Annotated in this window: 20 protein-coding genes; 14 read left to right on the top strand and 6 right to left on the bottom strand. The window is 70.5% G+C overall.

The features are described 5' to 3' along the window. Positions 1-167: 167 nt before the first annotated feature. A complete protein-coding gene (locus BGO45_RS12050; RefSeq protein WP_292695170.1) occupies positions 168-1550 on the bottom strand; it encodes an MFS transporter in 1383 nt (460 codons plus the stop codon). Between the two features lie 138 nt (positions 1551-1688). On the opposite strand from BGO45_RS12050, the gene BGO45_RS12045 reads away from it, so the two are divergent. The 6 genes from BGO45_RS12045 (at position 1689) to BGO45_RS12020 (ending at position 8546) form a co-directional block, all read left to right on the top strand. Continuing rightward, the gene (locus BGO45_RS12045; protein ID WP_292694568.1) at positions 1689-3452 is read left to right on the top strand and encodes a DEAD/DEAH box helicase; all 1764 of its coding nucleotides are present in this window, start codon (positions 1689-1691) and stop codon (positions 3450-3452) included. 299 nt (positions 3453-3751) lie between these two features. Further along, the gene (dnaK, locus tag BGO45_RS12040) at positions 3752-5620 is read left to right on the top strand and encodes a molecular chaperone DnaK (RefSeq protein ID WP_292694566.1); all 1869 of its coding nucleotides are present in this window, start codon (positions 3752-3754) and stop codon (positions 5618-5620) included. Between the two features lie 12 nt (positions 5621-5632). Beyond that, a complete protein-coding gene (gene grpE / locus BGO45_RS12035) occupies positions 5633-6241 on the top strand; it encodes a nucleotide exchange factor GrpE (protein WP_292694564.1) in 609 nt (202 codons plus the stop codon). Between the two features lie 8 nt (positions 6242-6249). Continuing rightward, positions 6250-7239, top strand: a complete 990-nt coding sequence (locus BGO45_RS12030; protein ID WP_292694562.1) for a DnaJ C-terminal domain-containing protein — start codon at positions 6250-6252, stop codon at positions 7237-7239. Positions 7240-7306: 67 nt separating this feature from the next. Next, on the top strand, positions 7307-7765 hold the full coding sequence (locus BGO45_RS12025) for a MerR family transcriptional regulator (protein WP_292694561.1): 459 nt from the start codon (positions 7307-7309) through the stop codon (positions 7763-7765). Between the two features lie 67 nt (positions 7766-7832). Continuing rightward, complete coding sequence (locus tag BGO45_RS12020) at positions 7833-8546, top strand: potassium channel family protein (protein ID WP_292694559.1); 714 nt, start codon at positions 7833-7835, stop codon at positions 8544-8546. Between the two features lie 26 nt (positions 8547-8572). Here the strand turns inward: BGO45_RS12020 and BGO45_RS12015 are convergent, their stop codons facing one another. Next, positions 8573-9166, bottom strand: a complete 594-nt coding sequence (locus tag BGO45_RS12015) for a hypothetical protein (RefSeq protein ID WP_292694557.1) — start codon at positions 9164-9166, stop codon at positions 8573-8575. A gap of 141 nt (positions 9167-9307) precedes the next feature. On the opposite strand from BGO45_RS12015, the gene BGO45_RS12010 reads away from it, so the two are divergent. The 4 genes from BGO45_RS12010 (at position 9308) to BGO45_RS11995 (ending at position 15749) form a co-directional block, all read left to right on the top strand. Continuing rightward, on the top strand, positions 9308-11035 hold the full coding sequence (locus BGO45_RS12010; protein ID WP_292694555.1) for an ABC transporter ATP-binding protein: 1728 nt from the start codon (positions 9308-9310) through the stop codon (positions 11033-11035). Further along, complete coding sequence (locus BGO45_RS12005; protein WP_292694553.1) at positions 11032-13062, top strand: ABC transporter ATP-binding protein; 2031 nt, start codon at positions 11032-11034, stop codon at positions 13060-13062. Before BGO45_RS12010 ends, BGO45_RS12005 begins: the two co-directional genes overlap by 4 nt. A gap of 247 nt (positions 13063-13309) precedes the next feature. Then, entirely contained in the window at positions 13310-14518 is a 1209-nt protein-coding gene (locus BGO45_RS12000) for a glycosyltransferase (RefSeq protein WP_292694552.1), read from the top strand. Between the two features lie 4 nt (positions 14519-14522). Further along, complete coding sequence (locus tag BGO45_RS11995; protein WP_292694550.1) at positions 14523-15749, top strand: glycosyltransferase family 4 protein; 1227 nt, start codon at positions 14523-14525, stop codon at positions 15747-15749. On the opposite strand, the gene BGO45_RS11990 is transcribed toward BGO45_RS11995, so the two are convergent. After that, positions 15722-15967, bottom strand: a complete 246-nt coding sequence (locus BGO45_RS11990) for a hypothetical protein (protein WP_292694548.1) — start codon at positions 15965-15967, stop codon at positions 15722-15724. The genes BGO45_RS11995 and BGO45_RS11990 overlap by 28 nt on opposite strands. Before the next feature lie 85 nt (positions 15968-16052). On the opposite strand from BGO45_RS11990, the gene BGO45_RS11985 reads away from it, so the two are divergent. Beyond that, positions 16053-17039 (top strand): GlxA family transcriptional regulator, encoded by a 987-nt coding sequence (locus BGO45_RS11985; RefSeq protein WP_292694546.1) that lies wholly within the window; start codon positions 16053-16055, stop codon positions 17037-17039. A 144-nt stretch (positions 17040-17183) separates the two neighbouring features. On the opposite strand, the gene BGO45_RS11980 is transcribed toward BGO45_RS11985, so the two are convergent. Continuing rightward, a complete protein-coding gene (locus BGO45_RS11980; protein WP_292694544.1) occupies positions 17184-18560 on the bottom strand; it encodes a DUF2252 domain-containing protein in 1377 nt (458 codons plus the stop codon). 131 nt (positions 18561-18691) lie between these two features. Between BGO45_RS11980 and BGO45_RS11975 the strand changes: the two genes are divergently transcribed. Continuing rightward, on the top strand, positions 18692-20893 hold the full coding sequence (locus BGO45_RS11975; protein WP_292694542.1) for an AAA family ATPase: 2202 nt from the start codon (positions 18692-18694) through the stop codon (positions 20891-20893). 172 nt (positions 20894-21065) lie between these two features. Further along, positions 21066-21533: a ribonuclease E activity regulator RraA gene (gene rraA / locus BGO45_RS11970; RefSeq protein WP_292694540.1), complete on the top strand. Its 468-nt coding sequence runs from the start codon at positions 21066-21068 to the stop codon at positions 21531-21533. Positions 21534-21651: 118 nt separating this feature from the next. On the opposite strand, the gene BGO45_RS11965 is transcribed toward rraA, so the two are convergent. Both BGO45_RS11965 and BGO45_RS11960 read right to left on the bottom strand, forming a co-directional pair. After that, a complete protein-coding gene (locus BGO45_RS11965) occupies positions 21652-22236 on the bottom strand; it encodes a nitroreductase family protein (protein ID WP_292694538.1) in 585 nt (194 codons plus the stop codon). A gap of 96 nt (positions 22237-22332) precedes the next feature. Further along, positions 22333-23700 (bottom strand): glucose-6-phosphate dehydrogenase, encoded by a 1368-nt coding sequence (locus BGO45_RS11960; RefSeq protein ID WP_292694536.1) that lies wholly within the window; start codon positions 23698-23700, stop codon positions 22333-22335. Positions 23701-23814: 114 nt separating this feature from the next. Here BGO45_RS11960 and BGO45_RS11955 point away from each other — a divergent pair, with 114 nt between their 5' ends. Further along, positions 23815-25584, top strand: a complete 1770-nt coding sequence (locus tag BGO45_RS11955) for a glycoside hydrolase family 15 protein (RefSeq protein WP_292694535.1) — start codon at positions 23815-23817, stop codon at positions 25582-25584. The last annotated feature ends 11 nt before the right edge of the window (positions 25585-25595 follow it).

The raw sequence follows: 25595 nt of genomic DNA, 5'->3' as shown, positions 1-25595 counted from the left end.
TCCGTGCCGGAGTGCCGGAATCCGGGGTGACCTGTCGGCATCCGGACCGGAGTGCCGGGAGAGTGGTGTGCCGCGCTCCGGAGAAACCGACCCCGACGGACGCTGGATCGCCGGGTAAGAGCGGGAGCCGGCCGGAGTCTCCGGAGCCCGGCACGCCTCGCCCCGCGTCAGCGGATCTCGGCGCCGCGGTTCTGCACCGGGATCATCAGCGCCAGGCCCACCGCGAGGATCAGCACGATCCCGACGATCCCGAGCCGGGTGTCACCGGTCAGCGAGACGAACAGGGCGAAGAGCCCCGGGGCGAGGAACGAGACCGCGCGACCGGTCGTGGCGTAGAGGCCGAAGATCTCACCCTCGCGGCCCTCCGGCGTCGCCCGCGAGAGATAGGTGCGGCTGGCCGACTGGACGGGCCCGACGAAGAGCCCGAGCCCGAGGCCGGCGACCCAGAAGGCCGTCTGCGACGTCCCGATGAACAGGATCACGGTGCCGAGCACGATGAGTCCGGCGAGCGAGACGACGATGACGCGTTTCGGGCCGAAGCGGTCGTCGAGGCGTCCGGCGAAGATCGTGCTGATGCCGGCGACCACGTTCGCGGCGACCGCGAAGTACAGCACCTCGGTCGACGAGAACCCGAACACCTGCGCCGCGATGATCGCCCCGAAGGTGAAGACACCGGCGAGGCCGTCGCGGAAGATCGCGCTGGCGACGAGGAACAGCAGCACCGGGCGGCTGTCGCGCCAGAGCGACCGCAGCGTCCCCCACAGCAGAACGTACGACTGGAAGAACCCCACGCGCACCCTCCGGTTCTGCGCCGGGATCTCGGGCACGCGCACGAGCACCGGGATCGCGAACGCCGCGAACCAGACGGCGGATGCCAAAACGGCCAACCGCACGTTCAGACCGCCGTCCTTGGGCACGGCGAGGAGGCCGGCGGCATCCGGGGTTCCGAACCCCTGGATGAAGAGCACCAGGAGGAGCAGCAGCAGCACGATGCCGCCGACGTAGCCCATACCCCAACCGAACCCCGACACCCGTCCGACGTTCTCGCGGGTGGAGACCTGGGAGAGCATCGCGTAGTAGTTGACGCTCGCGAACTCGAAGAAGACGTTTCCGACCGCCAGCAGCGTCGCGCCCAGCACGAGGTACTGGGGCGCGCCTTCGACGAACACCATCGCGGCCATGGCGAGCACGATGACGCCCGTGTTGATCGCGAGCCACAGCTTGCGACGACCGGAGCCGTCGCTGCGCTGGCCGAGCACGGGGGCCAGCAGTGCGACCGCGATCCCCGCGATCATCAGCGCGGTGCCGACGAGGCTCGCGTTCTCGGCCAGCGCCTTCACCAGCGCGGGGTTGCGGTCGTCGTCGCCGGCGGCCGCGACGATCGCGGGATCCACGAACAGCGAACTCGAAAGGTACGTGCTGAACACGAAGGTCGTGACGACCGCGTTGAACGCCGCCGAACCCCAGTCCCACAGCGCCCAGGCGAGGACGGGGCGCTTGCCGTCGACGGAGGGGAGGGATGCCGCGGGCGCGGCGCCGGGAGTGGACATGTCGCTCACGCTAGAACCCTTCGGTGAACGCGCGGAGACGTCCGGCGCGGACGCGCCGACGTCGGCGCGTCCGCTCAGGGTAGACCCTGGTGCGGCCTCGAACGGGGGTTTCCCGGGGTGGCGGACTACCGTGGAGTCATGGCATCCGAAAACCCCGTCCCCTCCGCAGAGGCGGACACCGCCCCCGAGCAGCTCACCTTCGCCGACCTGGGACTGGATGCCGCTGTGCTCAAGGCCCTCAAGGACGTCGGCTACGAGACCCCGTCGGCCATCCAGGCCGCCACGATCCCCGTCCTCCTGCAGGGCCGCGACGTGGTCGGCCTCGCCCAGACCGGCACGGGGAAGACCGCCGCGTTCGCTCTGCCGGTGCTGTCGCAGATGGAGACCGGCCACAAGAATCCGCAGGCCCTCGTGCTGGCCCCGACCCGCGAACTCGCCCTGCAGGTGTGCGAGGCGTTCGAGAAGTACGCCGCGCACATCAAGGGCGTCTCGGTGCTGCCGGTCTACGGCGGCCAGGGCTACGGCCAGCAGCTGTCGGCGCTGCGCCGCGGCGTCGACATCGTCGTGGGCACGCCCGGTCGCATCATGGACCACCTCGACAAGGGCACGCTCGACCTCAGCGAGCTGAAGTACCTCGTGCTCGACGAGGCCGACGAGATGCTGAAGATGGGCTTCGCGGAGGACGTCGAGACGATCCTCGCCGACACCCCGTCCACCAAGCAGGTCGCGCTGTTCTCGGCGACGATGCCCGCGCAGATCCGCCGGATCTCGGCGCAGTACCTCAACGACCCCGAAGAGATCACGGTCAAGACCAAGACCACTACCTCCGCGAACATCACCCAGCGGTACCTCGTGGTGTCGTACCAGCAGAAGATCGATGCGCTCACCCGCATCCTCGAGGTCGAGAACTTCGAGGGCATGATCGTCTTCACCCGCACGAAGAACGAGACCGAGACCGTCGCCGAGAAGCTGCGCGCCCGCGGCTACACGGCCGCCGCGATCAACGGCGACGTCGCGCAGGTGCAGCGCGAGCGCACGGTCAACCAGCTGAAGTCCGGCAAGCTCGACATCCTCGTCGCCACCGACGTGGCCGCCCGCGGTCTCGACGTCGAGCGCATCAGCCACGTCGTCAACTACGACCTGCCGATCGACACCGAGTCGTACGTGCACCGCATCGGCCGTACCGGCCGCGCGGGGCGGACCGGGGATGCCATCAGCTTCGTGACCCCGCGCGAGCGCCGCATGCTCACCGCGATCGAGAAGGCGACCCGCCAGCCGCTGACCGAGATGTCGCTGCCCAGCGTCGACGACGTCAACGCCACGCGCCTGACCCGCTTCGACGACGCGATCACCGCCGCGCTCGAGGACACCGCCGCGATCGCGACGTTCCGCGATGTCGTCGCCCACTACGTCGCCCACCACGACGTGCCCGAGGCCGACGTCGCCGCGGCGCTCGCCGTGGTCGCGCAGGGTGACACGCCCCTCCTGATGGAGGAGGAGACGATCTCGCAGCCGCGCTTCGACCGTGACCGTTCGGACCGCGACCGTGCGCCGCGCGACGGCGACCGCGGAGACCGCGGCGACCGCGGCGACCGGCGCAGCAGCGACGGCCGCTTCGCGACGTACCGCATCGCGGTGGGACGTCGGCAGCGGGTCGAGCCGCGGCAGATCGTCGGGGCGCTCGCGAACGAGGGGGGCCTCCGCCGCAACGACTTCGGGGCGATCCAAATCCGCCAGGACTTCTCGCTCGTCGAGCTCCCGGCCGACCTGTCGCGCGACACCCTCAACCGGCTCACGGACACCCGCATCTCTGGTGTCCTCATCGACCTGCGCCTGGACCAGGGCGGCCGTTCCGCGAAGCGCACCGAGCGCCCGCAGCGACGCTCGTACGACCGGGACTGAGCCCGCGGCATCCCTTCTTCGACGCCCCCGCGACCTCGTCGGTCGCGGGGGCGTCCGCACGCCGGGGCGCGTTTCGTGCAGTGGGGCGTCCATCGACCGCCCCGGTGCACGGAACGGGCCCCGTAGGCGGAGGCGTGGTACCGCCCGGCGGAACAGAAGTTGAGCCAATCCATATCAAGTCTGCTTGACGCCCGGAACGGGCTGCGCTAGCCTTGAGTCATCGCGGCTCAACCCGCGCAGCAGACTTCACGAAACCCCGAGTCGTGGCATCCGCCCGGCTCATGATCAAGGAGACACATATGCCACGTGCAGTGGGAATCGACCTCGGGACGACCAACTCCGTCGTGAGCGTGCTCGAGGGTGGCGAGCCGAAGGTCATCGCCAACGCCGAAGGCTTCCGCACGACCCCCTCGGTCGTTGCTTTCACCAAGGACGGCGAGGTGCTCGTCGGCGAGACCGCCAAGCGCCAGGCCGTCACCAACGTCGACCGCACGGTCTCGTCCGTCAAGCGCCACATGGGCACGACCTGGACGTTCGACGTCGACGGCAAGAAGTGGACGCCGCAGGAGATCTCCGCGCGCATCCTCCAGAAGCTCAAGCGCGACGCCGAGGAGTACCTGGGCGACAGCGTGACGGATGCCGTCATCACGGTGCCCGCGTACTTCAACGACGCTGAGCGCCAGGCGACGAAGGAGGCCGGCGAGATCGCGGGCCTGAACGTCCTGCGCATCATCAACGAGCCCACCGCCGCCGCTCTCGCGTACGGCCTCGACAAGGGCAAGGAGGACGAGCTCATCCTCGTCTTCGACCTCGGTGGCGGAACGTTCGATGTGTCGCTGCTCGAGGTGGGCAAGGACGACGACTTCTCGACCATCCAGGTGCGCGCCACCGCCGGTGACAACCGCCTCGGTGGAGACGACTGGGACCAGCGCGTCGTCGATTACCTCATCAAGCAGTTCAAGGACACCACCGGTGTCGACGTCTCGGGCGACAAGATCGCCCTGCAGCGCCTCAAGGAGGCCGCGGAGCAGGCGAAGAAGGAGCTGTCGAGCTCGACCTCGGCATCCATCAACCTGCCCTACCTCTCGCTGACCGACTCGGGCCCCGTGTCGCTGTCCGAGACGCTGACCCGCGCCAAGTTCGAGGACCTCACCAAGGACCTCCTCGACCGCACCCGTAAGCCCTTCTCGGATGTCATCCGCGAGGCCGGCGTCAAGGTCGACGACATCGCGCACGTGGTGCTCGTCGGCGGCTCGACCCGCATGCCCGCGGTCGCCGAGCTGGTGAAGAAGGAGACCGGTCGCGACGCGAACAAGGGCGTCAACCCCGACGAGGTCGTGGCCGTGGGCGCAGCCCTCCAGGCCGGTGTCCTCAAGGGCGAGCGCAAGGACGTCCTGCTCATCGACGTCACCCCCCTGAGCCTCGGCATCGAGACCAAGGGCGGCATCATGACCAAGCTCATCGAGCGCAACACCGCGATCCCGACCAAGCGCAGCGAGACCTTCACCACCGCCGACGACAACCAGCCGTCGGTCGCGATCCAGGTCTTCCAGGGCGAGCGCGAGTTCACCCGCGACAACAAGCCGCTGGGAACGTTCGAGCTCACCGGTATCGCGCCGGCTCCCCGTGGCATCCCGCAGGTCGAGGTCACCTTCGACATCGACGCCAACGGCATCGTGCACGTGTCCGCGAAGGACAAGGGCACGGGCAAGGAGCAGTCGATGACCATCACGGGCGGTTCGTCCCTCCCGAAGGAGGACATCGAGCGCATGGTCCGCGAGGCCGAGGAGAACGCCGCGGAAGACAAGAAGCGCCGCGAGTCCGCCGAGACCCGCAACCAGGCCGAGACCCTGTCCTACTCGGTCGAGAAGCTGATCAAGGAGAACGAGGACAAGCTGCCCGAAGAGGTCAAGACCGAGGTCCAGGCCGACGTCGACGCCCTGAAGACGGCGCTCGCGGGCGACGACGACGACGCGGTCAAGACCGCGTTCGACAAGCTCAACGCCAGCCAGGGCAAGCTCGGCGAGGCGATCTACGCGTCGTCGCAGGCAGCGGGCGAGCAGGCCGACCCGAACGTCGGCCAGCCCGGCAACGGTGAGACGCCCAACCCCGAGGAAGACGTCATCGACGCCGAGGTCGTCGACGACGAGACCGACGAGAAGAAGTAAGCGACAGAACTGATGGCACACAAGGACGACGAACAGCCCCAGGGCTCGGGCGCCGGTCCTGACGAGACGACGGGGCCGGAGGAGAACACCTCCGGCCCCGCGCCGTCGGGAGACCAGAACCCGGATGCCGAGGGCCTGACGATCGAAGACATCCTCGGCGCCGAGCAGACGCCCGAGGCCGCCGCGGAGGGTGCTTCCTCCGACAAGGAGGCCTCGCTGCTGATCGACCTCAAGCGCCTGCAGGCCGAGTACGCCAACTACCGTCGGCGCACCGAGGAGCAGCGCGAGCGCGAGATCGAGCGGGCGAAGGGCGAGGCCGTGAAGGGCCTGCTCCCCGTGATGGACGACCTCGACCGCGCCGAGAAGCACGGCGACCTCGTCGAGGGCACTCCGTTCGCCGCGATCGGCGACAAGGTGCGCGCCGTTGCGGAGCGGCTGGGCGTGGTCTCGTACGGCACGGCCGGCGAGCCCTTCGACCCGCAGCAGCACGAGGCGATCTTCCAGGCGCCCACCCCGGGCGTGACCCAGGCCACGGTGCTCGAGGTCGTCGAGGTCGGTTACCGCCTCGGCTCCGTCGAGCTGCGCCCGGCCAAGGTCGTCGTCGCCGTGCCGGTCGAGTAGGAGGACACATGGCGAGTCAGGACTGGTTCGACAAGGACTTCTACAAGGTCCTGGGTGTCGACAAGGGCGTGAGCGCTGCCGATCTGAAGAAGACGTACCGCAAGCTCGCGCGCCAATACCACCCCGACTCGAACCCGGGTGACGCCAAGGCCGAGGCGAAGTTCAAGGAGATCAGCGAGGCCTACGCGGTGCTCAACGACCCCGAGCAGCGCGAGGAGTACGACCAGATCCGTGCGATGGGCTCGGGGGCGCGGTTCTCCGCGCCCGGTACCGGCGGAGGCGGCGGTTTCGACGACGTCTTCAGCCGGTTCGGGCAGCAGCGCGGGGGAGCATCGGCTCCGGGCGGTTTCGACGACTTCTTCTCGATGTTCGACCAGCAGGGCGGCGGCTTCGGCTCCGGCCGGTTCGGTCAGACCACGGGCGGATACCGCGGCTTCGGCGGTCCGCAGCGCGGCGCCGACGTCACGGCCCGGACGACGCTGGACTTCGTCACCGCCGCCAAGGGCGAGACGATCACGCTGCAGGGCGAGGACGGCGTGCCGTTCAAGGTGAAGATCCCCGCGGGCGTCGCCGACGGCCAGAAGATCCGACTCCGCGGTCGCGGCCGGCCGTCCCCGGACGGCGGTGAGACCGGCGACATCGTCGTGACGGTCGCGGTGCGGCCCCACCCGGTCTTCACCCGCGACGGCCTCAACCTTCGTCTGACGGTCCCCGTGACCTTCACCGAGGCGGCCCTCGGCGCCACGATCGAGGTCCCGACCCTCGGCGGCGAGCCCGTGCGGCTGCGCGTCGCCCCGGGCACCCCGTCCGGCCGCGTGCTGCGGGTCAAGGGACGCGGCATCCATTCGTCCAAGGGCACCGGCGACCTGCTCGCCGAGGTCCAGGTGGCCGTCCCCGGTCATCTCGACGAGGCTGCCCGCGAGGCGCTGGAGCGCTTCCACGAGCTCGAACCGAAGGAAAACCCCCGCGCCGACCTGATGGCCAAGGCGCGGCAGTGACGCCGGACTCCTGGCATCCGCCACAATCGGATGCCAGGAGCAGGCGATCGACGAGAGAGGAGAGGCCGTGTCCGACAAGGAACTCGATGAGGATGCGCCGATCTTCGCGATCGCCGTGGCCGCGGAGCTGTCGAACATGCACCCGCAGACGCTGCGGCAGTACGACCGGCTCGGTCTGGTCGTCCCCGCCCGCACGCAGGGCGGATCGCGGCGGTACTCCAGCCGCCACGTGCAGCAGTTGCGCGAGGTGGCGCGCCTGTCGAGCGAGGGCATGAGCCTTCCCGCCATCGCGCGGCTCCTCGCGCTCGAGGAGCGGGTGCACGAACTCGCGCGCCGCGTCACCGACCTCGAGCGGCAGTTGATGGCCGAGCGTCAGTCGCGCCCCGGTGCCCGCGTGTTCGCGGCCGGCGTGACCGGCTCGGTCGTGACGCTCCGCCACGGCGCGCGCGTACGCCGTGCGACCGATGTCGTGCTGTGGCGACCGCACGGTCTCCTCGACCGCGACGACGACGGACGCACCCGCTGAATTCGCCCGGTGCCCTGCGGCGCGGCGACGCCTCGTCGGTGCGCATCGACGGTTCTAGAGTGCGAGCATGACGCTCTCCTCCGTTCCCCTTCCGGTGCGCCAACGCGGCGAGAGTGCCGCGACGAGGAGATGGGAGAGCTGGACCTACTGGCCGCTCACGGGCCTCGCCCTGGTGTGGGTGATCGTCTACACCGCGCAGGTCATCGGCGACGTCCGGGGGACATGGCAGGGCGTCACGTGGGCCTTCATGTTCGCGGTGCAGGTCGTCTTCGCCGGCGACTACCTTGTGCGCCTGCTGTGGGCGCGGCCGCGGGGTGTGTGGTTCCGGGCCCATCTGCTCGATCTCGCCGTGGTGTTCGTGCCGATCCTCCGGCCGGTGCGGCTGCTGGGTGCCCTGACCCGGCTGACGAGCTTCACCCGCACGGCCGGCAGTTCGGTGCGCGCACAACTGATCATCTACGGTCTCGGCAGCGTGTCGCTGCTCATCTGGCAGGTCGCCCTGGTGGTGCTGCAGGCCGAGAGGCATACCCCGGGGGCGAACATCCTGACCTTCGGCGATGCGATCTGGTGGGCCGTGTGCACCGTGACGACGGTGGGATACGGCGACTACGCGCCGGTCACGGTCACGGGTCGCCTCGCGGCCGTCGTGCTCATGGCCGGAGGTGTGGTGCTCGTCGGGCTCATCGTCGCGACGATCTCGTCGTGGGCGAGCGAGCGGGTCGCGCAGGCCCACGAACGGAAGCGGGCTCAGGCGTCCGACGCCGACCATCCGCGCGGCTGAGGGCCCCGCCGTGGCATCCGCTCCCGTCAGGCCGGGCCGAGCCGGAGCACCGTGGCCGACTCGCCCACGCGCAGGTCGTCGACCACGCGGAGGGAGCGGGCCACGTCGTCGACCGCGCCGATCACGGTGCCGAACCGCTCGCGATCGGCGCACACCGCGGTGACGGTGACGAAGTGCGCCCCGGTGTCCCACGTGTAGGTCGCGAAGGGAGGCGTGCGCGCGTCGGCGGGAAGCGGCATGGCCAGCTTCTCGCCGACCCCCAGGTGTGGATTGCGGAACGACTCGGTGTCGTCGTACTCCATCGGCATCATCGCGCGGGCGGCACGCAGCTGCGAGGTCGCCTCCTGCAACTGCGCCATCACGACGAGCAGGTCGGGGTCGCTCTTCCACACCCACACCAGTACGCGGCCCCCGGCGCGGCGCATGAGCAGAGGCGCGGCCTGGCTCGCCACCCAGGCGAAGAGTCCGCTGCCGGGGCGTTCGGTCGCGCCGACCGCGCGATTGGCCTGGGTCAGGAGCATCCGGATCGCCGCCTTGCGGTGGCGCCTGCCGCGCAGCCCGAGCGAACCGGTGACGGGCACCCAGAGAGCGGCGGAAGCGTCGGCCTGGAGTCGGGGCATGGCCCCAGCCTACGAGCCCGGATGCCGGGATGCCGGGGCCGTGGTACGCCGTCGGCGGAAGCACTCCCGCGATGTCGGAGGTTCATGCGACTCTTGTTCCGCGGTGGTCGCGCCGCCACGATCTGACATCCGGAGAACGTCGTGCTCGGAAAGCTCCTCATTCGGTACCTCTCGAAGTACCGCTGGCTCCTCGTCGCCATCCTGGCGTTCCAGGCTGCGTCCGCCGTCGCGACGCTGTACCTGCCGCGCCTGAACGCCGACATCATCAACCTCGGCGTCGCCCGCGGCGACACCGGCTACATCTGGTCGCGCGGCGCGATCATGCTGGTCATCTCGCTCGGCCAGATCACGGCATCCGTCATCGCCACGTACTTCGCCGCGCGCGCGGCGATGGCCGCCGGGCGCGACATCCGACGCGATGTGTTCGAGCGGGTGAGCGGCTTCTCGGAACGGGAACTCTCGCAGTTCGGCGCCGGTTCGCTGATCACGCGCAACACCAACGACGTGCAGCAGGTCCAGATGCTCGCGATGATGGGCGCCACGATGCTCGTCAGCGCCCCGCTCCTGGCCATCGGCGGCATCATCATGGCGCTGCAGCAAGACGTGGGGCTGAGCTGGCTGATCGGCGTCGCGGTGCCCGTCCTGCTGGTCCTGGTCGCGCTGATCATCGCCCGGATGGTGCCGCTCTTCCGCAGCTACCAGGCCAAGCTCGACGCCGTGAACCGCATCATGCGCGAGCAGCTGACCGGCGTCCGCGTCGTGCGGGCGTTCGTGCGGGAGCGCATCGAAGAAGAGCGGTTCCGCGGCGCGAACACCGACATCCTCGTGGTCGGGCGCAAGGTGGGGTCCCTCTTCGTCCTGCTGTTCCCGCTCGCGATGCTCGTCCTGAACGTCACCGTGGTCGGAGTCATCTGGTTCGGCGGCATCCAGGTCGACGCCGGCGGGGTCGAGATCGGTACGCTCTTCGCCTTCATCCAGTACGTCGCGCAGATCCTCGGCGGCGTCCTCATGGCGAGCTTCATGACGGTGATGATCCCGCGGGCCGCCGTCTCGGCCGAACGCATCGGCGAGGTGCTCGACAGCACCTCCACCCTCGTCCGTCCCGAGAACCCGGTCGCCGCGTTCCCCGCGCCGGGCGAGGTCGTCTTCGACGACGTCGCGTTCGCCTACCCCGGCGCCGAGGCCCCCGTCGTCTCGGGCATCAGCTTCACCGCGGCTCCGGGGGAAACCGTCGCGATCGTCGGATCGACGGGATCCGGCAAGACGACGCTGGTCTCGCTCATCCCGCGCCTGTTCGACGTGACCGACGGCGCCGTGCGCGTCGGCGGCGTCGACGTGCGACAGGCCGATCTCGATGAGCTGTGGCGCGGGATCGGGCTCGTGCCCCAGCGTCCGTTCCTCTTCAGCGGCACCGTCGCCTCGAACCTGCGGTTCGGGCGCGAAGAGGCCACCGACGACGAGCTGTGGCGTGCGCTCGAGATCGCGCAGGGCCGCGACTTCGTGCGAGAGATGGAGGGCGGCCTCGAGGCCCGCATCGCGCAGGGCGGCACGAACGTGTCCGGCGGGCAGCGCCAGCGCCTGGCCATCGCCCGCGCGATCGTGCACCGGCCGCGCGTCCTGGTCTTCGACGACTCGTTCTCGGCCCTCGACCTGACCACCGACGCGCGATTGCGCAGAGCCCTGTGGGAAGAGTTACCGGAGGTCACGAAGATCGTCGTGGCGCAGCGCGTCTCGACGATCACCGGAGCCGACCGCATCGTGGTGCTGGAAGACGGCCGCATGGTCGGACTCGGCACCCACGACGACCTCCTGCATTCCAGCGCCACGTATCGCGAGATCGTCGAGTCGCAGCTGGGGGTGGAAGCATGAGCACGCCCGACGCCCTCACCGAAGAAGACCGCGCGGAACTCGAGCTCGCCGAGCAGGCGCGGCAGAACTCCGGCGACTGGAACAGTGTCGCTCCGGGCAAGGCCGCCGCCTTCGGCCCGAGCTTCCGCCGACTCATCGGTCTGCTGCGCCCTTACGCCTGGGCGTTCGCCTTCGTCTCGTTCCTCGGGGCCGTCGGCGTGGTGCTCGCGGTGCTCGCGCCGCGGGTCCTCGGCAACGCCACGAACATCATCTTCGAGGGCGTCGTCTCGAAATCCCTGGCGCAGGGGTTCCCCGAGGGCACCCCGAAAGACGTCGTCGTCGAGGCCCTCCGGTCTGCCGGTCAAGGCGACGTCGCCAACATCGTCTCGGCGATGGACAACTTCCAGGTCGGCGCCGGGGTCGATTTCGACGCGCTGCGCATCGTCATCGTCACGGTGCTCGCGATCTACGTCGGCTCGTCGCTGCTGTCGTGGATCCAGGGCTACGTCATCAACGTGATCATGGTTCGCACGATGTGGCGCCTGCGCGAAGACGTCGAGGCGAAGATCAACCGCCTGCCGCTGTCCTACTTCGACAGGGTCCAGCGCGGCGAGCTGATCTCGCGCGTGACCAACGACATCGACAACATCACGCAGACGATGCAGCAGTCGCTCTCCAGCGCACTCACCTCGGTGCTGACGGTGCTCGGCGTGCTCATCATGATGTTCAGCATCTCGTGGCAGCTGGCGCTCGTCGCCCTCGTCTCCCTGCCGCTCATGGCGGTGATCTTCGGGGTGATCGGCCCCAAGTCGCAGAAGGCCTTCGGCGAGCAGTGGAAGAAGGTCGGTCGCCTCAACGCCCGCATCGAGGAGTCCTTCTCGGGCCACGCGCTCGTGAAGGTGTACGGCCGCGAGAAGGACGCGCGCGAGAAGTTCGAGGTCGAGAACGACGAGCTGTTCGAGGCGAGCTTCCGGGCCCAGTTCCTGTCCGGCATGATCATGCCCGGCATGATGTTCGTCGGGAACCTCACCTACGTCGGCATCGCGGTGCTGGGCGGCCTGATGGTCGCCGGCGGACAGATCCGTCTCGGTGACGTGCAGGCGTTCATCCAGTACTCGCAGCAGTTCACTCAGCCTCTGTCGCAACTCGGTGGAATGGCCGCCGTCGTGCAGTCGGGCACCGCCTCCGCGGAGCGCGTGTTCGCGCTCCTCGACGCCGACGAGCAAGACCCGGATGCCGATGACGCCCCGGCCCACGTCGAGGGCCGCGGCGTCATCGAGTTCGAGTCGGTCCGCTTCTCGTACACGCCGGAGCGGCCGCTCATCCGTGACCTGTCGTTCCGGGTCGAGCCCGGTCAGACCGTCGCGATCGTCGGTCCGACCGGGGCGGGGAAGACCACCCTCGTCAACCTCATCATGCGGTTCTACGAGCTCGACGGCGGGCGGATCCTCCTCGACGGGCAGGACATCGCCGACCTCCGTCGCGACGACGTGCGGTCGCGCACCGGCATGGTGCTGCAGGACCCGTGGTTGTTCGCCGGCACGATCCGCGACAACATCCGGTACGGTCGCGAGTCGGCCACCGACGAAGAGATCGTGGAGGCCGCCGTCGCGACGCGCGTCGACCAGTTCGTGCACTCCCTGCCCGAGGGGTACGACACGGTCCTCGACGAGGATGCCGCGAACGTCTCCGCCGGCGAGAAGCAGCTCATCACGATCGCCCGCGCGTTCGTCGCACGGCCGTCGGTGCTGATCCTCGACGAAGCCACGTCGTCGGTCGACACGCGTACCGAACTGCTGCTGCAGCAGGCCATGGCGGCGCTCCGCGAGGGCCGCACCTCCTTCGTCATCGCGCACCGCCTGTCGACGATCCGCGACGCCGACCTCATCCTCGTGATGGAGCACGGCGACATCGTTGAGCAGGGCTCGCACGACGAACTGATCTCGGCGCACGGCGCTTACTGGCGCCTGTACCAGTCGCAGTTCGAGGCCGCGGCGGGCGACGATGCGGCCACTCCCGAGTTGGATCCGACCGCGACGCGCACCTGACACCACCGAGTCCGCCCGCGGCCGGGTCGCGGACAGTCGGGTTCGGGGCGGGTTCCGCCGTTCGGGGAGCGAGAATCCCGCCCCGAACACCGGAATCCGCCCCGGTCCGACATCCACGTGTCCCCCGCCGTCGCGGCTGCGGGGTCGCTCGGCATCCAGGGGGCGGAAAACGGCCTCGGGTAGAGTTGGAGCGCGCATGCACCGCACAGTGCGACCCGTTCCGCCGCACAGATAGGCCTCACCACCCGTGACCACTCCTGCGACGCCCGCCCCTTCGTCCTCGGCCGACCGCCCCTTGAAGGTCCTGATCGGCGCCGATACCTTCCTGCCGCACGTCAACGGCGCCGCCCGCTTCGCCGAGCGGCTCGCGGCCGGTCTCGTGGCGCGCGGACACGACGTTCACGTCGCCGCCCCGAGCGTCGGACACGGCAACTCCGGCACGTTCACCGAGGTGATCGAGGGGGAGCCGATGACGATGCATCGCCTCCCCTCGTACCGTTTCCTTCCGCACGACTGGCTGACGTTCGTCCTGCCGTGGCGGTCGAAGCATTACGCTCGGCGGGTGCTCGATCAGGTGAAGCCCGACGTCGTGCACATCCAGTCGCACATCGTCATCGGTCGCGGTCTCGCTCGCGAGGCGCGGAAGCGGGGCATCCCGCTCATCGCCACGAATCACGTCATGGCCGAGAACATCCTCGACTTCACGACCCTGCCCGACTTCCTCGATCGCATCTTCGTCAAGCTCGCCTGGGCCGACGCGAAGCGCACGTTCGCCCTCACGCGCGCCGTGACGACCCCCACCCGGCGGGCGGCGGACTTCCTCGAGGAGACCATCGACATCCGGGGCGTCATCCCCATCTCGTGCGGCATCGACCGCTCGAACTACACCGCCGATCTCGAGCCGCGCGAGGCGAACCGCATCCTGTTCGTCGGTCGCCTCACGACCGAGAAGGGCATCGACGTCGTCCTGCGCGCGCTCGCACAGCTCGACCCCGCTCTCGATGCGACGTTCGACATCGTCGGAGGCGGCGACCAGCGCCGCAACCTCGAGCAGCTCGCCGCCCAGCTGGGTGTCGCCGATCGTGTGACCTTCCACGGGCACGCGTCGGAGGAAGACCTGCGTGCCCTGTACACGCGCGCCAGTGTCTTCGCGATCGCCTCGATCGCGGAGCTGCAGTCGATCGCCACCATGGAGGCCATGGCATCCGGTCTTCCCGTCGTGGCCGCGGACGCCGTCGCGCTCCCGCACCTCGTGCACGACGGCGAGAACGGGTACCTCTTCGAACCGGGCAACGTCGCGGAGCTCACCGCGCGGCTGACCGACGTGCTCACCGCCGAGCCCGATGAGCGCCGTCGCATGCAGCAGGCGTCGCTCGACGGCGTGCGGGTCCACGACATCGGTCGCACGCTCGACACGTTCGAGGCGCTCTACCGCGGTCGGCCGATCCCGGAGTGACCGCGTGCACGTGGTGATGTTCGCCGACCAGCACGTGGAGTCGCTGGGCGGTGCGCAGGTGTCGATGCGGTTGCAGCGCCGGTTCCTGGAGCGCGCCGGGCACACCGTCACGGTCGTCGCCCCTCGGATGCACCGCCCGGCTCCCACCGATCCGGCGTACGTCGACCTCCCGTCGATCCCGGTCACCCCCGACCGGGAGTACGCGTTGTCGTGGCCCGGCATCCGCACCGACCGTTTCGTGGATGCCGCGATGGCGCGCCGCGCGCCGGTCGACGTCGTGCACGTGCAGGCGGATTTCTGGGGCGCGTTCATCGGCCACCGCTACGCCGCACGCCACGGGCTGCCGGTGGTGCACACCATGCACAACCGTGTCGACGTCGGCATCGAGGCGACGGCGCCGTTCCCCGCGCTGGTGCTGCGGGTGCTCAACGTGTGGGCGCGGCGCGCGCTGCGCCCGGCGCTGCGCGTCCGTGAGGCGCGGCAGGCGCCGGACGGCTGGGCCTACCTGCGTCGGCTTGCCGGGCTCTCGGCCGCGGTGACGGCCCCGTCGGCGCACTTCGCGCGGCGACTCGAGGCGCACGGCGCGGTGCCGGGGGCCTCCGGCTCCGTGGAGACCGCGGGCGTCGACGTGGTCTGGAACGGCATCGACGACGACATCCTGGATGCCGCGCTCGCGGGCGGACCCGTCGAGCGCCGCCCCGGCCGCCCGCGGTTCGTCTGGATCGGTCGGATGAGTCCCGAGAAGCGCCTGCTGCCCTTCCTCGAGGCGGTGGCGGCGTCCGGGATCGACGCCGAGGTCGAGGTGATCGGCGGCGGAGCGCAGCTGCGCGCGGCCCGTCGCCTCGTGGAGCGCTCGCGGCAGGTGGCATCCATCCGCTTCTCGGGACGGATGCCGTACGCCCGGACGCTCGCCCGCCTCGCCGAGGCGGACGCGGTCGTGCAGACGTCGATCGGCTTCGAGACGCAGGGCATGACGGTGTTCGAGGCCGCGTCGCTCGGAACGCCCGCCGTCGTCAGCGACCCCGACATCGCCGCGGAGCTCGGCGGAGGCGTCTGGAGCGTCGCGGATGCCACGGTCCCGGCGCTCGCCGAGACTCTGCGCCGCGCGTCCGCGGACATCGCCGCGGGTTCCCCGGTCGCGGTGGATCCGTCGATCGGGGAGCGGTTCCGGCAGTCGTCGCGCACGGCGGCGATGGTCGGGGTCTACGCCCGCGCGGTCGCGCCGCGCTGACCGCGCCGGATGCGGCCGGGGGCGGCGCGCCGCGGAGCCTCGACGTCTTCCGGTGCGGTTGCCGCCGCGGTGTCTTCTCGCGCTGCGCGCAGCTCGGTGCCGCCGGGCAGGCGACGTGGGTCGGTGGGCACGCGACGGTGTCCGTCGGTGCGGACCAGCCACAGGGTGGAGCCGGTCCCGATGAGGGCGAGGATGCCGAGGGCGATGAAGTAAGCCATGGCAGAGAAACTACGTCTGTACGAATCATGCCCACGAGTGGCATGATGGACGACGTTCGAAGTATTCCTGCCACCCGGAGGATCCATGCGTTCCGTCGCCGTCGTCGTCCAACCCGGCTTCGCCCCGTTCGAGTTCGGCCTCGCGTGCGAGGCGTTCGGGCTCGACCGCAGCGACGACGGCATCCCGAACTTCGACTTCCGCATCGTGAGTCCCGACCCGGGCGTCGTCCCGTCCAACATCGGGTTCTCGATCAACGTCGAGCACGGTCTCGATGTCGCGGACGACGTCGACATCCTCGTGCTCGCCCCGATCCCCCGCGCGCAGTGGGAGGCCGTCGACGAACGCGTGCTCGACCTCGTCCGCCGAGCGCACGCGCGGGGCGCCTGGCTGCTGAGCGTGTGCAGCGGGTCCTTCGTGCTCGCCGCCGCGGGGGTGCTCGACGGGCGTCGCGCGACCACCCACTGGCGGTACGCCGACACGATGGCGCGGATGTACCCCGCGATCGAGGTCGACCCCGACGTGCTGTACGTCCAGTCGGGCAACATCGTCACGAGCGCGGGCACCGCCGCCGGGCTCGACGCGTGCCTGCACCTTCTCCGGCAGGAACTGGGCGCCGAACTGGCCAACCGCATCGCCCGACGGATGGTCGTCGCTCCGCAGCGGGACGGCGGCCAGGCGCAGTTCATCGCGGCCCCGATCCCCGTCGACGCGTCGCTGTCGCTCGCGCCCGTCACCGAGTGGATGCTGCAGAACCTGCACGCCGACCTGCCGGTCGAGCGACTCGCGGCCCGCGCGCACATGTCGCCGCGGACGTTCGCGCGCAGGTTCAAAGCCGACTTCGGTGCGACGCCGGCCGCCTGGCTGGCGCGGCAGCGGATGCTGCACGCCCAGCGGCTCCTCGAAGAGACCGATCTCGGGCTCGACCGGATCGCGTCCGAGTGCGGCTTCGGGTCCGCGGCGGTGCTGCGGCAGAACTTCGCCCGCACGATGGGTCTCACGCCCACCGCGTACCGCGCGCGGTTCTCGTGCGGCGACGAGGTGGTCGCGTCCCGGGAAGCCGTGTCGGCCTGAGTCTGGCACGTGGCCGGGCCGTTGGCATCCATCGACCCGGGCCGTCGTGCGGAGATGGTGACGGACGCGCCGGGTGGGCCGTGTCCGGGCCGGCGTGTCGCGGACGAACTCCGCGGGGCGGTGCGTCGCAGTACTGCAGTGGCGTCAGGCGTGCGCGGCGACGAACGCGGCGTGGTCGGCGCGCGACAGGTCGGCGTACGCGAAGGCCCAGGATGCCAGGGCGTCGGTCAGGGCGCCACCGGACCCGACGTAGCCCGCCACGGCGGCGGCATCGGGGGACTGCGCGTGCGCGCGCGCGAGGGTGACGGCACACGCCTGCGCGTACCGACGGAACGGCTTGTCGGTCAACTCCACCATCTCGATACCCCCCTTCATGTCGTGGAACTGGCGGACGTAGTAATCGGCGTCGGCGCCGCGGACGTGCCCGAGGAACGGGTCGGACACACCTTGCAGCACGCGTTGCAGCGACACGACCCGGGCTCCTTCGCCGTCGGACGCGATGAGTGCGACCAGGGATTCCGGCTGACGGATGCCACCGAACTGCTGCAGCACACTGGCGCCGGCCTGCTTGCCCTGGAGGACGAAGGCGTGCGCGTCGCCGTCCTGCAGCAGCAGGAGATAGCACCGCGTTCCGACGCTGCCCACCCCGACCACGCGTCGGGCGACGTCGGTGATGCTGTACTGCTCGAGGGTGAGACGCACGTCGACGTTCGCCGAGGTCCGGTACGCGCCGTCGACGGCGAGGACGCGGGCGGCGAGTTCCGCGTCGACGGGGGTCATCAGCGGGGGGTGAGGGGTGAACGCGAGACGACCCGCACCGACGTCGGTGGTGAGCCGTCGGACGGCGCGGGCGCCGGTGCGACGTTCGGCGTCCGACATGGCGCGGCTGAGTACCGCCCGTGACGCGCGATCGAGCGAGTCGAGGACGTCCCGGGGGCCGAAGTGCTCGAAGTAGCGCTCGATCGGGTCGCGCCGGGTGAGGGTGCGGATCGCCCGGACATAGGAGCGGACGGTCGCCTCGACGGCATCCCGGACGATGGAGGGGTCGCGGTTCGTCTCCGCGCCGGCCAGGACGACGCTGGTGAGGAGCCGCTTCACGTCCCATTCCCACGGGGCCCAGGCCGCTTCGTCGAAGTCGTTGAGGTCGAAGACGAGCGTGCGCTGCGGTGAGGCGTAGAAGCCGAAGTTCGCCACGTGCGCGTCGCCGCAGGAGGCGACGTGGAACGGCGTGGACGGGTCGCGTGCGAGGTCGGCGGCCATGACGGCCGCGGCGCCGCGGTAGAAGGCGAAGGGGTTCGCCGACATCCGCTCGATGCGGAGCGGTACGAGTTCGGGGATCCGCGTCGCATTCTGCGCGGCCAGGATGCCGAGCGGGTCACGGCCCTCCACGGTGAGGCGGGCGAGATCGCGCCGCGGTACCCGCGCCCGCATCGCGCGACCCTGGGCGCGCCGCTCGGGCGACGAGGGTGGCGGGTTCCACGGGATGTCGGGGCGGGGCGCGGTGGCCGTACCGGTGCTCACGCGCTCACCATAGACCCGCCCCCGGCGGCGTCGGCAGGGGTGTCTCCGCATCCATTGCCCTCCGGTTGTGCCGCTGCTAAACTTGAGTCAACGCAACTCAAGTTTGCGAAACGACTTCCCAGGAGAACGAGATGAACGCCACACAACAGCCGGGGCAGGAGGACGCGCGCAGCGCCCTCGAGCAGTTCGGCATCAACCTCACCGACCGGGCCCGCCAGGGCAAGCTCGACCCCGTCATCGGGCGTGACAGCGAGATCCGGCGCGTCAGCCAGGTGCTCACCCGCCGCACGAAGAACAACCCGGTCCTCATCGGCGAGCCCGGCGTCGGCAAGACCGCCGTCGTCGAGGGGCTCGCGCAGCGCATCGTCGCCGGCGACGTCGCCGAGAGCCTCAAGAACAAGGAGCTCGTGTCGCTCGACATCTCGGCCCTCGTGGCCGGTGCCATGTACCGCGGCCAGTTCGAGGAGCGGCTGAAGAGCGTCCTCAAGGAGATCACCGAGTCCGACGGCCGCATCATCACGTTCATCGACGAGCTGCACGTGCTCATGGGCGCGGGCGGCGGCGAGGGCTCGGTCGCGGCATCCAACATGCTGAAGCCCATGCTCGCCCGCGGCGAACTGCGCCTCATCGGCGCGACCACGCTCGACGAATACCGCGAGTTCATCGAGAAGGATGCCGCGCTCGAACGCCGCTTCCAGCAGGTCTACGTCGGCGAGCCCACGGTCGAAGACACCATCGCGATCCTCCGCGGACTCAAGGAGCGGTACGAGGCGCACCACAAGGTCGCCATCGCCGACGCGGCGCTCGTCGCTGCGGCATCCCTCTCCCACCGCTACATCCCCTCGCGGCAGCTGCCCGACAAGGCCATCGACCTGATCGACGAAGCCGCGTCCCGGCTGCGCATGGAGATCGACTCGGCTCCGCTCGAGATCGACGAGCTGCGCCGCCACGTCGACCGCCTGAAGCTCGAAGAGCTGGCGCTGAAGAAAGAGAAGGACGCCGCCTCGAAGGAGCGCCTGGCGACCCTGCGCGAAACCCTCGCCGCCGAGCAGGCCAAGCTCGACGAGCTGCAGGCCCGGTGGGAGCGCGAGCGTGCGTCGCTCAACCGCGTCGGCGACCTCAAGACGCGGCTCGACGCGGCCCGGGTGGATGCTGAACGCGCCCAGCGCGAGGGCAACCTCGAGCGCGCGTCGCGCCTGCTGTACGCCGACATCCCGGCGCTCGAGCGTGAGCTGATGACCGCCGAGCGCGAGGAGCCCGCCGGCGACCGCATGGTCAACGACCAGGTCACCGACGAAGACATCGCCGCCGTCATCGCCGCGTGGACCGGCATCCCGGTCGGGCGTCTCCTGCAGGGCGAGACCGAGAAGCTCCTGCACCTGGAGCGCGAGCTCGGCAAGCGCCTGATCGGACAGAAGGATGCCGTGAAGGCGGTGTCCGACGCCGTGCGGCGCTCGCGCGCCGGCATCAGCGACCCGAACCGCCCGGTCGGTTCGTTCCTGTTCCTCGGCCCGACGGGTGTCGGCAAGACCGAGCTCGCGAAGGCGCTCGCCGACTTCCTGTTCGACGACGAGCGCGCCATGGTCCGCATCGACATGTCGGAGTACGGCGAGAAGCATTCCGTCGCGCGTCTCGTCGGTGCCCCTCCGGGATACATCGGCTACGAGCAGGGCGGTCAGCTCACCGAGGCCGTGCGTCGGCGGCCGTACAGCGTCGTGCTGCTGGACGAGGTCGAGAAGGCGCACCCCGAGGTGTTCGACATCCTGCTGCAGGTGATGGACGACGGTCGGCTGACCGACGGCCAGGGCCGCACGGTCGACTTCACCAACGTCATCCTGATCCTGACGTCGAACCTCGGCTCGCCGATCCTCATCGACCCCACGCTGTCGATCGAGGTCAAGCGCGCGCAGGTGCAGGCGCTGGTGCGGCAGGCGTTCAAGCCCGAGTTCGTGAACCGTCTCGACGACATCGTCATCTTCCAGGCGCTGACCGAGGACGACCTCGCCCAGATCGTCGAGCTCGCGGTCGACGCGCTGCACAAGCGGCTGCGCGAGCGTCGGCTCACCCTCGCGGTGACGCCCGACGCCCGGTCGTGGCTCGCCGAGCGCGGGTACGACCCGGTGTACGGGGCGCGTCCGCTCCGTCGCCTGATCCAGTCCGAGGTGCAGGACCGCCTCGCGATGGCGATCCTCGCGGGCGGCGTGCGCGACGGCGACCTGGTGAAGGTGGACGTCGCGAGCGACGGCGAGTCGCTGGTGCTCACGAGCGCCGGCCCCGCCGCCGAGCCGGAGCCCGGCGACGACGACGTGATCGAGGCCGAGATCATCGAGTAGCCCCGCGTCCCGCCCGCCCGCGCTCGGCCCCCCCGCCTCTGGTGCCGATAAACGCGATTCCCGGCGATAAACGCGCTCTCCCGCCGTGTCTCGCCGTGAATCGCGTTTATCGCTGAGGGGTGGATGCCACGGCCAGACGCCCCGCGCAGGCCCCCGTCGCTAGCCTGGCCGCATGACGATCGCTACGGCTGACCTCTACGACGAGCGCGGCGACGAGCTCGATTCGCTCTCCCTGCAGATGCTCGACCTCGGCGGGCGCATCGCGTTCGACGGCCTCGTCCGTACCGTGCGGTGCCACCGCGACAACGCGCTCGTGAAGCGGGTGCTCGCCACGCCCGGAGCGGGCGCCGTGCTGGTCGTCGACGGTGGCGGTTCGCTCGAGTCCGCGCTCGTCGGCGACCTCATCGCCGCGTCGGCCGTCGAGAACGGGTGGGCGGGGATCATCGTGCACGGCGCGATCCGCGATCGGGCGGCGATGGCATCCCTGCCGTTGGGGGTCAAGGCGCTCGGCTCGAACCCGCGCAAGAGCGCGAAGGACGGCGTCGGCGAGGTCGATGTCCCCGTGACGATCGCGGGTGTGGTGTTCACGCCCGGGCGGCACGTGTGGGCCGACGAGGACGGCGTGCTGGTCGAGCGCTGAGCCGGGTGCGGCACTCACCCGTGCGCGATGTCGCGCCGGTTCTCCGCCGCAGACGGGTCCGCCCCCGCACCGCGGGCGCGGATACGGGGGCGGATGGATGCCGGAGACCGGCGTCGTGTCAGGCGTCGAGCAGCAGGGACTCGGCGATGGGCCGGCGCGTGCGCGGCGCCGACTCGCGGGCGCGGACGGCCTCGTCGGCGGCATCCAGGTCACCGAAGGCGCCCACGGCGATGACGGTCACCGGGGTGAAGCGGGGGTCGATGTCGAACGCGTCACGCAGGTCTTCGCCCGAGAAGCCGCCCATGGTGTGGGTGGCGAGGCCGCGGGCGTGGGCCTCGACGGTGAAGAACGCGGCGGACTGTCCGGCGTCGTAGGTCGCCCAGGGGCGAGCGTTGTCGTCGGAGTCGACGGTCTCGGCCAGCACGACGAGCAGGGCACCGGCGGCCGGCGCCCACCCCTGGTTGAATCCGACGAGCGACTCGACGATCTTCGCGTGCGCGTCGGTTCCACGGCGGGCGAGGAGGAAACGCCACGGCTGGGTGTTGTTGGCGGACGGCGACCAGCGGGCGGCCTCGAGGGCGGCGCGCAGCGCCTCTTCGTCGACGGGGGCGGCGGCGTCGAAGACGCGGGTGCTCCAGCGCTCGGCCAGGACGTCGAGGATCGGGACGTCGGTTTGGGCGGTGCGGTCGAGAACGTGGGACATGGGGTACTCCTGAGGGTGAGAACGTTGCCGGGGCGCCGTTGACCCAGTCCATCGAACGCCGTCGGACCCCCGGATGTTCCCGTGTGACGGAGAAAGTCACAGCCCCCAGGAGGTCGGACCGGCCGTCCCCGCCGGATACTCGTCGAGCGGCACCCGATCGGCGCGCCACGCGTCGATGACCGGCTGCACGATGCGCCAGCACTGCTCGGCGGCGTCGCCGCGGACAGCGAGCATCGCGTCGCCGTCCAGGATGCCGGAGAGCACCTCGCCGTAAGCCTTCAGGCCGCCCTCGCCGAGGTCGGCCGCGAGGGTCACGCGCTCCAGCTCCAGCGGGTCGTCGGCGCCGTTGACGTTCAGCCCGAGGCTCATGGTGTCGGGGCCGAGGGAGAACGTCAGCACCGAGGGGGCGCTCTCGCCGACGAATCCGTCGGGCAGGTGCCGCACGGGCTTGAAGGTCACCGTCACGGCCGGGTCGCCGGCATCCGGGCCCAGTGCCTTGCCCGACCGCAGCACGATCGGCACGCCCTGCCAGCGCGCGGTGCGCACCTCGACCGTCATCTCGGCGAGCGTCTCCGTCTGGCGCGAGGGGTCGACGCCGGGCTCGTCGGTGTACGACGGGAAGTGCCGGTCGCCGATCGTGCCCTCGGTGTACCGGGCGCGGCGGGAGTTCTTCACGGCGTCGTCGTCCCACACGTGCGTCGCACGCAGCACCGCGGAGGTGGCATCCCGGAGATCGAGCTGGTCGAGCGAGGACGGCGGCTCCATCGTCACGAACGCCATGACCTGCAGCAGGTGGCTCTGGATCATGTCGACCAGGGCCCCGGCGTGGTCGTAGTAGCCCGCGCGCCCCTCGAGCCCGAGCTTCTCGGGGAAGTCGACCGTGACACCGGCGATGTCGTCGGCCGACCACACGCTCTCGATGAGACGGTTGGCGAAGCGCACGCCGAGCAGGTTCAGCACCGTCGAACGGCCGAGGAAGTGGTCGATGCGGAACACCTGGTTCTCGGGGACGAGCTTCGCGACCTGCTCGTTGAGAGCGTGGGCGCTGGCTTCGTCGGTGCCGAACGGCTTCTCGAGAGCCAGGATCGTCCCGTCGGGGAGGGTCGCGTCGGCCAGCGCGACGCACGCCTTCTCGGCGACCGCCGGGGGGACGGCGAAGTACAGCGCCGGCCGGCCCTCCGCGGCATCCAGGAGCTCTTGCAGGTCGGAGGTCTTCGTGATGTCGGCCTGACTGTACGTGGTGTCGGCCACCTTCTCGAAGGCCTTCTCGGCGCCCATCGTCGCGAAGGAGGCGCGCACGGTGTCGCGCCACTTCTCGTCGGTCCAGTCCTCCATGCCGGCGCCGTGCAGCCGGACCGAGCGGCTCGGCTCGCGCGTGAGCAACTGCCCGAGGGCGGGCAGCAGGAGGCGCGAGGTGAGGTCGCCCGAAGCGCCCAGGATGATCAGGGTGGTGTCCGCCGGCATGGGGCCACCGTAGCGTCCCCGTCCGACACCGCGTGGTCGCTTGCAGCGAGCCCACGGATGCCACTGGCGGGATGCACGGCCACGATGTCGGCATCCCCTGTCACAATCACGAGGGTGAGCACCGCGATCGAGGACTACGCCGTCCTCAGCAACTGCCGATCCGCCGCCCTGGTGTCCCGCTGGGGCAGCATCGACTGGCTCTGCCTGCCCCGTTACGACAGCGGGTCGATGTTCGGCGCGCTGCTCGGCGACGAGTCGCACGGGGCCTGGTCGCTGCGTCCGAGCGATCCGGATGCCACGGTCACCCGCCACTACGACGCCGACACGTTCGTGCTGGTCACGCGCTGGCAGACGGCGACGGGGGTGGCCGAGGTGCACGACGCGATGCCGATCGACGAGGGCGTCGAGGCCGTGGTGCGGCGCGTGGTCGGGATCTCCGGCGAGGTCGACTTCGTCAGCGAGGTGCGGTTCCGGTTCGACTACGCCCGGGCGGTGCCGTGGGTGCGGCAGATCGGGGACGGCCACGCGCACGCGATCCTCGCGGTCGCCGGGCCGGATGCCGTGGTCCTGCGCGGTCCGCGCCTGATCGCGGTCGACACCGCGCACCGCGCGCGGTGGACGACCGTCGCGGGCGAGAGCGTCGACTCGGTGCTGCAATGGGGGCCGTCGTGGCGCGAGGCGCCCGCCCCGATCGACGTGGATGCCACGCTCAAACGCACCATCGAGTGGTGGGCCTCGTGGGCGGAGCGCGTGCAGGCGGCGGGTGAGCACGCCGAGCTCGTCACCCGTTCGCTCCTGGTCCTGCGCGCGCTGACCCACGCGGAGACCGGCGGTATCGTGGCCGCGGCCACCACCTCGCTGCCCGAGGCGTTCGGCGGGGAACGGAACTGGGACTACCGCTACGTGTGGCTCCGCGACGCGGCGCTCACCCTCGTCGCGTACATCGACCACGGCTACCTCGACGCCGCGCATCGCTGGCGCACGTGGCTGCTGCGGGCGATCGCCGGCGATCCCGCCGACGTGCAGATCATGTACGGCATCGCGGGGGAGCGCGACCTGCCCGAGCGCGAGATCACGAGCCTGCCCGGCTACGAGGGGGCGCGGCCGGTGCGCATCGGCAACGGCGCGGTCGATCAGTACCAGGCGGATGTGATCGGCGAGGTCATGGTCGCCCTCGAGGCCGCCCGGAGGGCCGGCGTCGAGGAGACCACGTTCTCGTGGGCGTTGCAGCGCACGCTGCTCGATCAGCTCGTGCAGTGGGTCGACCGTCCCGACAACGGCATCTGGGAGATGCGCGGCGACCCGCACTTCTTCACGCACTCCCGGGCGATGGTGTGGGCGGCGTTCGATCGTGGCATCCGGGCCGTGGAAGAGAACGGGCTGGACGGCGAGGTCGACACGTGGCGTGAGCTGCGCGATCGCCTCCGGGGCGACATCGACGCGCACGGCGTGCACGGCGGCGGCTGGTTCACGCAGCACGCCGATACCGACGAGGTCGACGCGTCGCTGCTGATCCTGCCGCAGGTGGGTTTCTGCGCGTACGACGACCCGCGCATGCTCGCCACCGTCGCGCGCATGGAGCAGACCCTCATGCCCGACGGGTGGCTGCTGCGCTACCGGACGACGGGCGTCGACGGGCTCGCGGGCGACGAGCACCCGTTCCTGGCGTGCTCGTTCTGGCTCGTCGGCCAGTACGCGCGCACGGGCCGACGCGACGACGCCGTCGCCCTCATGCGGCGGCTGACCGCGGTCGCGAACGACGTGGGGCTGCTGTCCGAGGAGTACGACCCGAAGGGGAAGCGGCAGGCCGGCAACACACCGCAGGCGCTGTCGCACCTCGCGCTCGTGGGCGCGGCGGACGCCCTGGGCGCCACGGCTCCCTGACGACCGCCCCA

This window comes from Microbacterium sp. 71-36 (assembly GCF_001898305.1).
Lineage (GTDB): Bacteria > Actinomycetota > Actinomycetes > Actinomycetales > Microbacteriaceae > Microbacterium.
The sequence above is the reverse complement of the archived record's forward strand: the minus strand, read 5'-3'. Positions and strand labels throughout refer to the sequence as shown.

Coding starts and splice junctions, on each gene's coding strand:
- BGO45_RS11975 (WP_292694542.1), top strand. CDS start 18,692: ATGAACGCCACACAACAGCCGGGGCAGGAGGACGCGCGCAGCGCCCTC.
- rraA (WP_292694540.1), top strand. CDS start 21,066: ATGACGATCGCTACGGCTGACCTCTACGACGAGCGCGGCGACGAGCTC.
- BGO45_RS11990 (WP_292694548.1), bottom strand. CDS start 15,967: ATGGCTTACTTCATCGCCCTCGGCATCCTCGCCCTCATCGGGACCGGC.
- grpE (WP_292694564.1), top strand. CDS start 5,633: ATGGCACACAAGGACGACGAACAGCCCCAGGGCTCGGGCGCCGGTCCT.
- BGO45_RS12005 (WP_292694553.1), top strand. CDS start 11,032: ATGAGCACGCCCGACGCCCTCACCGAAGAAGACCGCGCGGAACTCGAG.
- BGO45_RS11965 (WP_292694538.1), bottom strand. CDS start 22,236: ATGTCCCACGTTCTCGACCGCACCGCCCAAACCGACGTCCCGATCCTC.
- BGO45_RS12015 (WP_292694557.1), bottom strand. CDS start 9,166: ATGCCCCGACTCCAGGCCGACGCTTCCGCCGCTCTCTGGGTGCCCGTC.
- BGO45_RS12045 (WP_292694568.1), top strand. CDS start 1,689: ATGGCATCCGAAAACCCCGTCCCCTCCGCAGAGGCGGACACCGCCCCC.
- BGO45_RS11960 (WP_292694536.1), bottom strand. CDS start 23,700: ATGCCGGCGGACACCACCCTGATCATCCTGGGCGCTTCGGGCGACCTC.
- BGO45_RS12020 (WP_292694559.1), top strand. CDS start 7,833: ATGACGCTCTCCTCCGTTCCCCTTCCGGTGCGCCAACGCGGCGAGAGT.
- BGO45_RS12050 (WP_292695170.1), bottom strand. CDS start 1,550: ATGTCCACTCCCGGCGCCGCGCCCGCGGCATCCCTCCCCTCCGTCGAC.
- BGO45_RS12030 (WP_292694562.1), top strand. CDS start 6,250: ATGGCGAGTCAGGACTGGTTCGACAAGGACTTCTACAAGGTCCTGGGT.
- dnaK (WP_292694566.1), top strand. CDS start 3,752: ATGCCACGTGCAGTGGGAATCGACCTCGGGACGACCAACTCCGTCGTG.
- BGO45_RS11985 (WP_292694546.1), top strand. CDS start 16,053: ATGCGTTCCGTCGCCGTCGTCGTCCAACCCGGCTTCGCCCCGTTCGAG.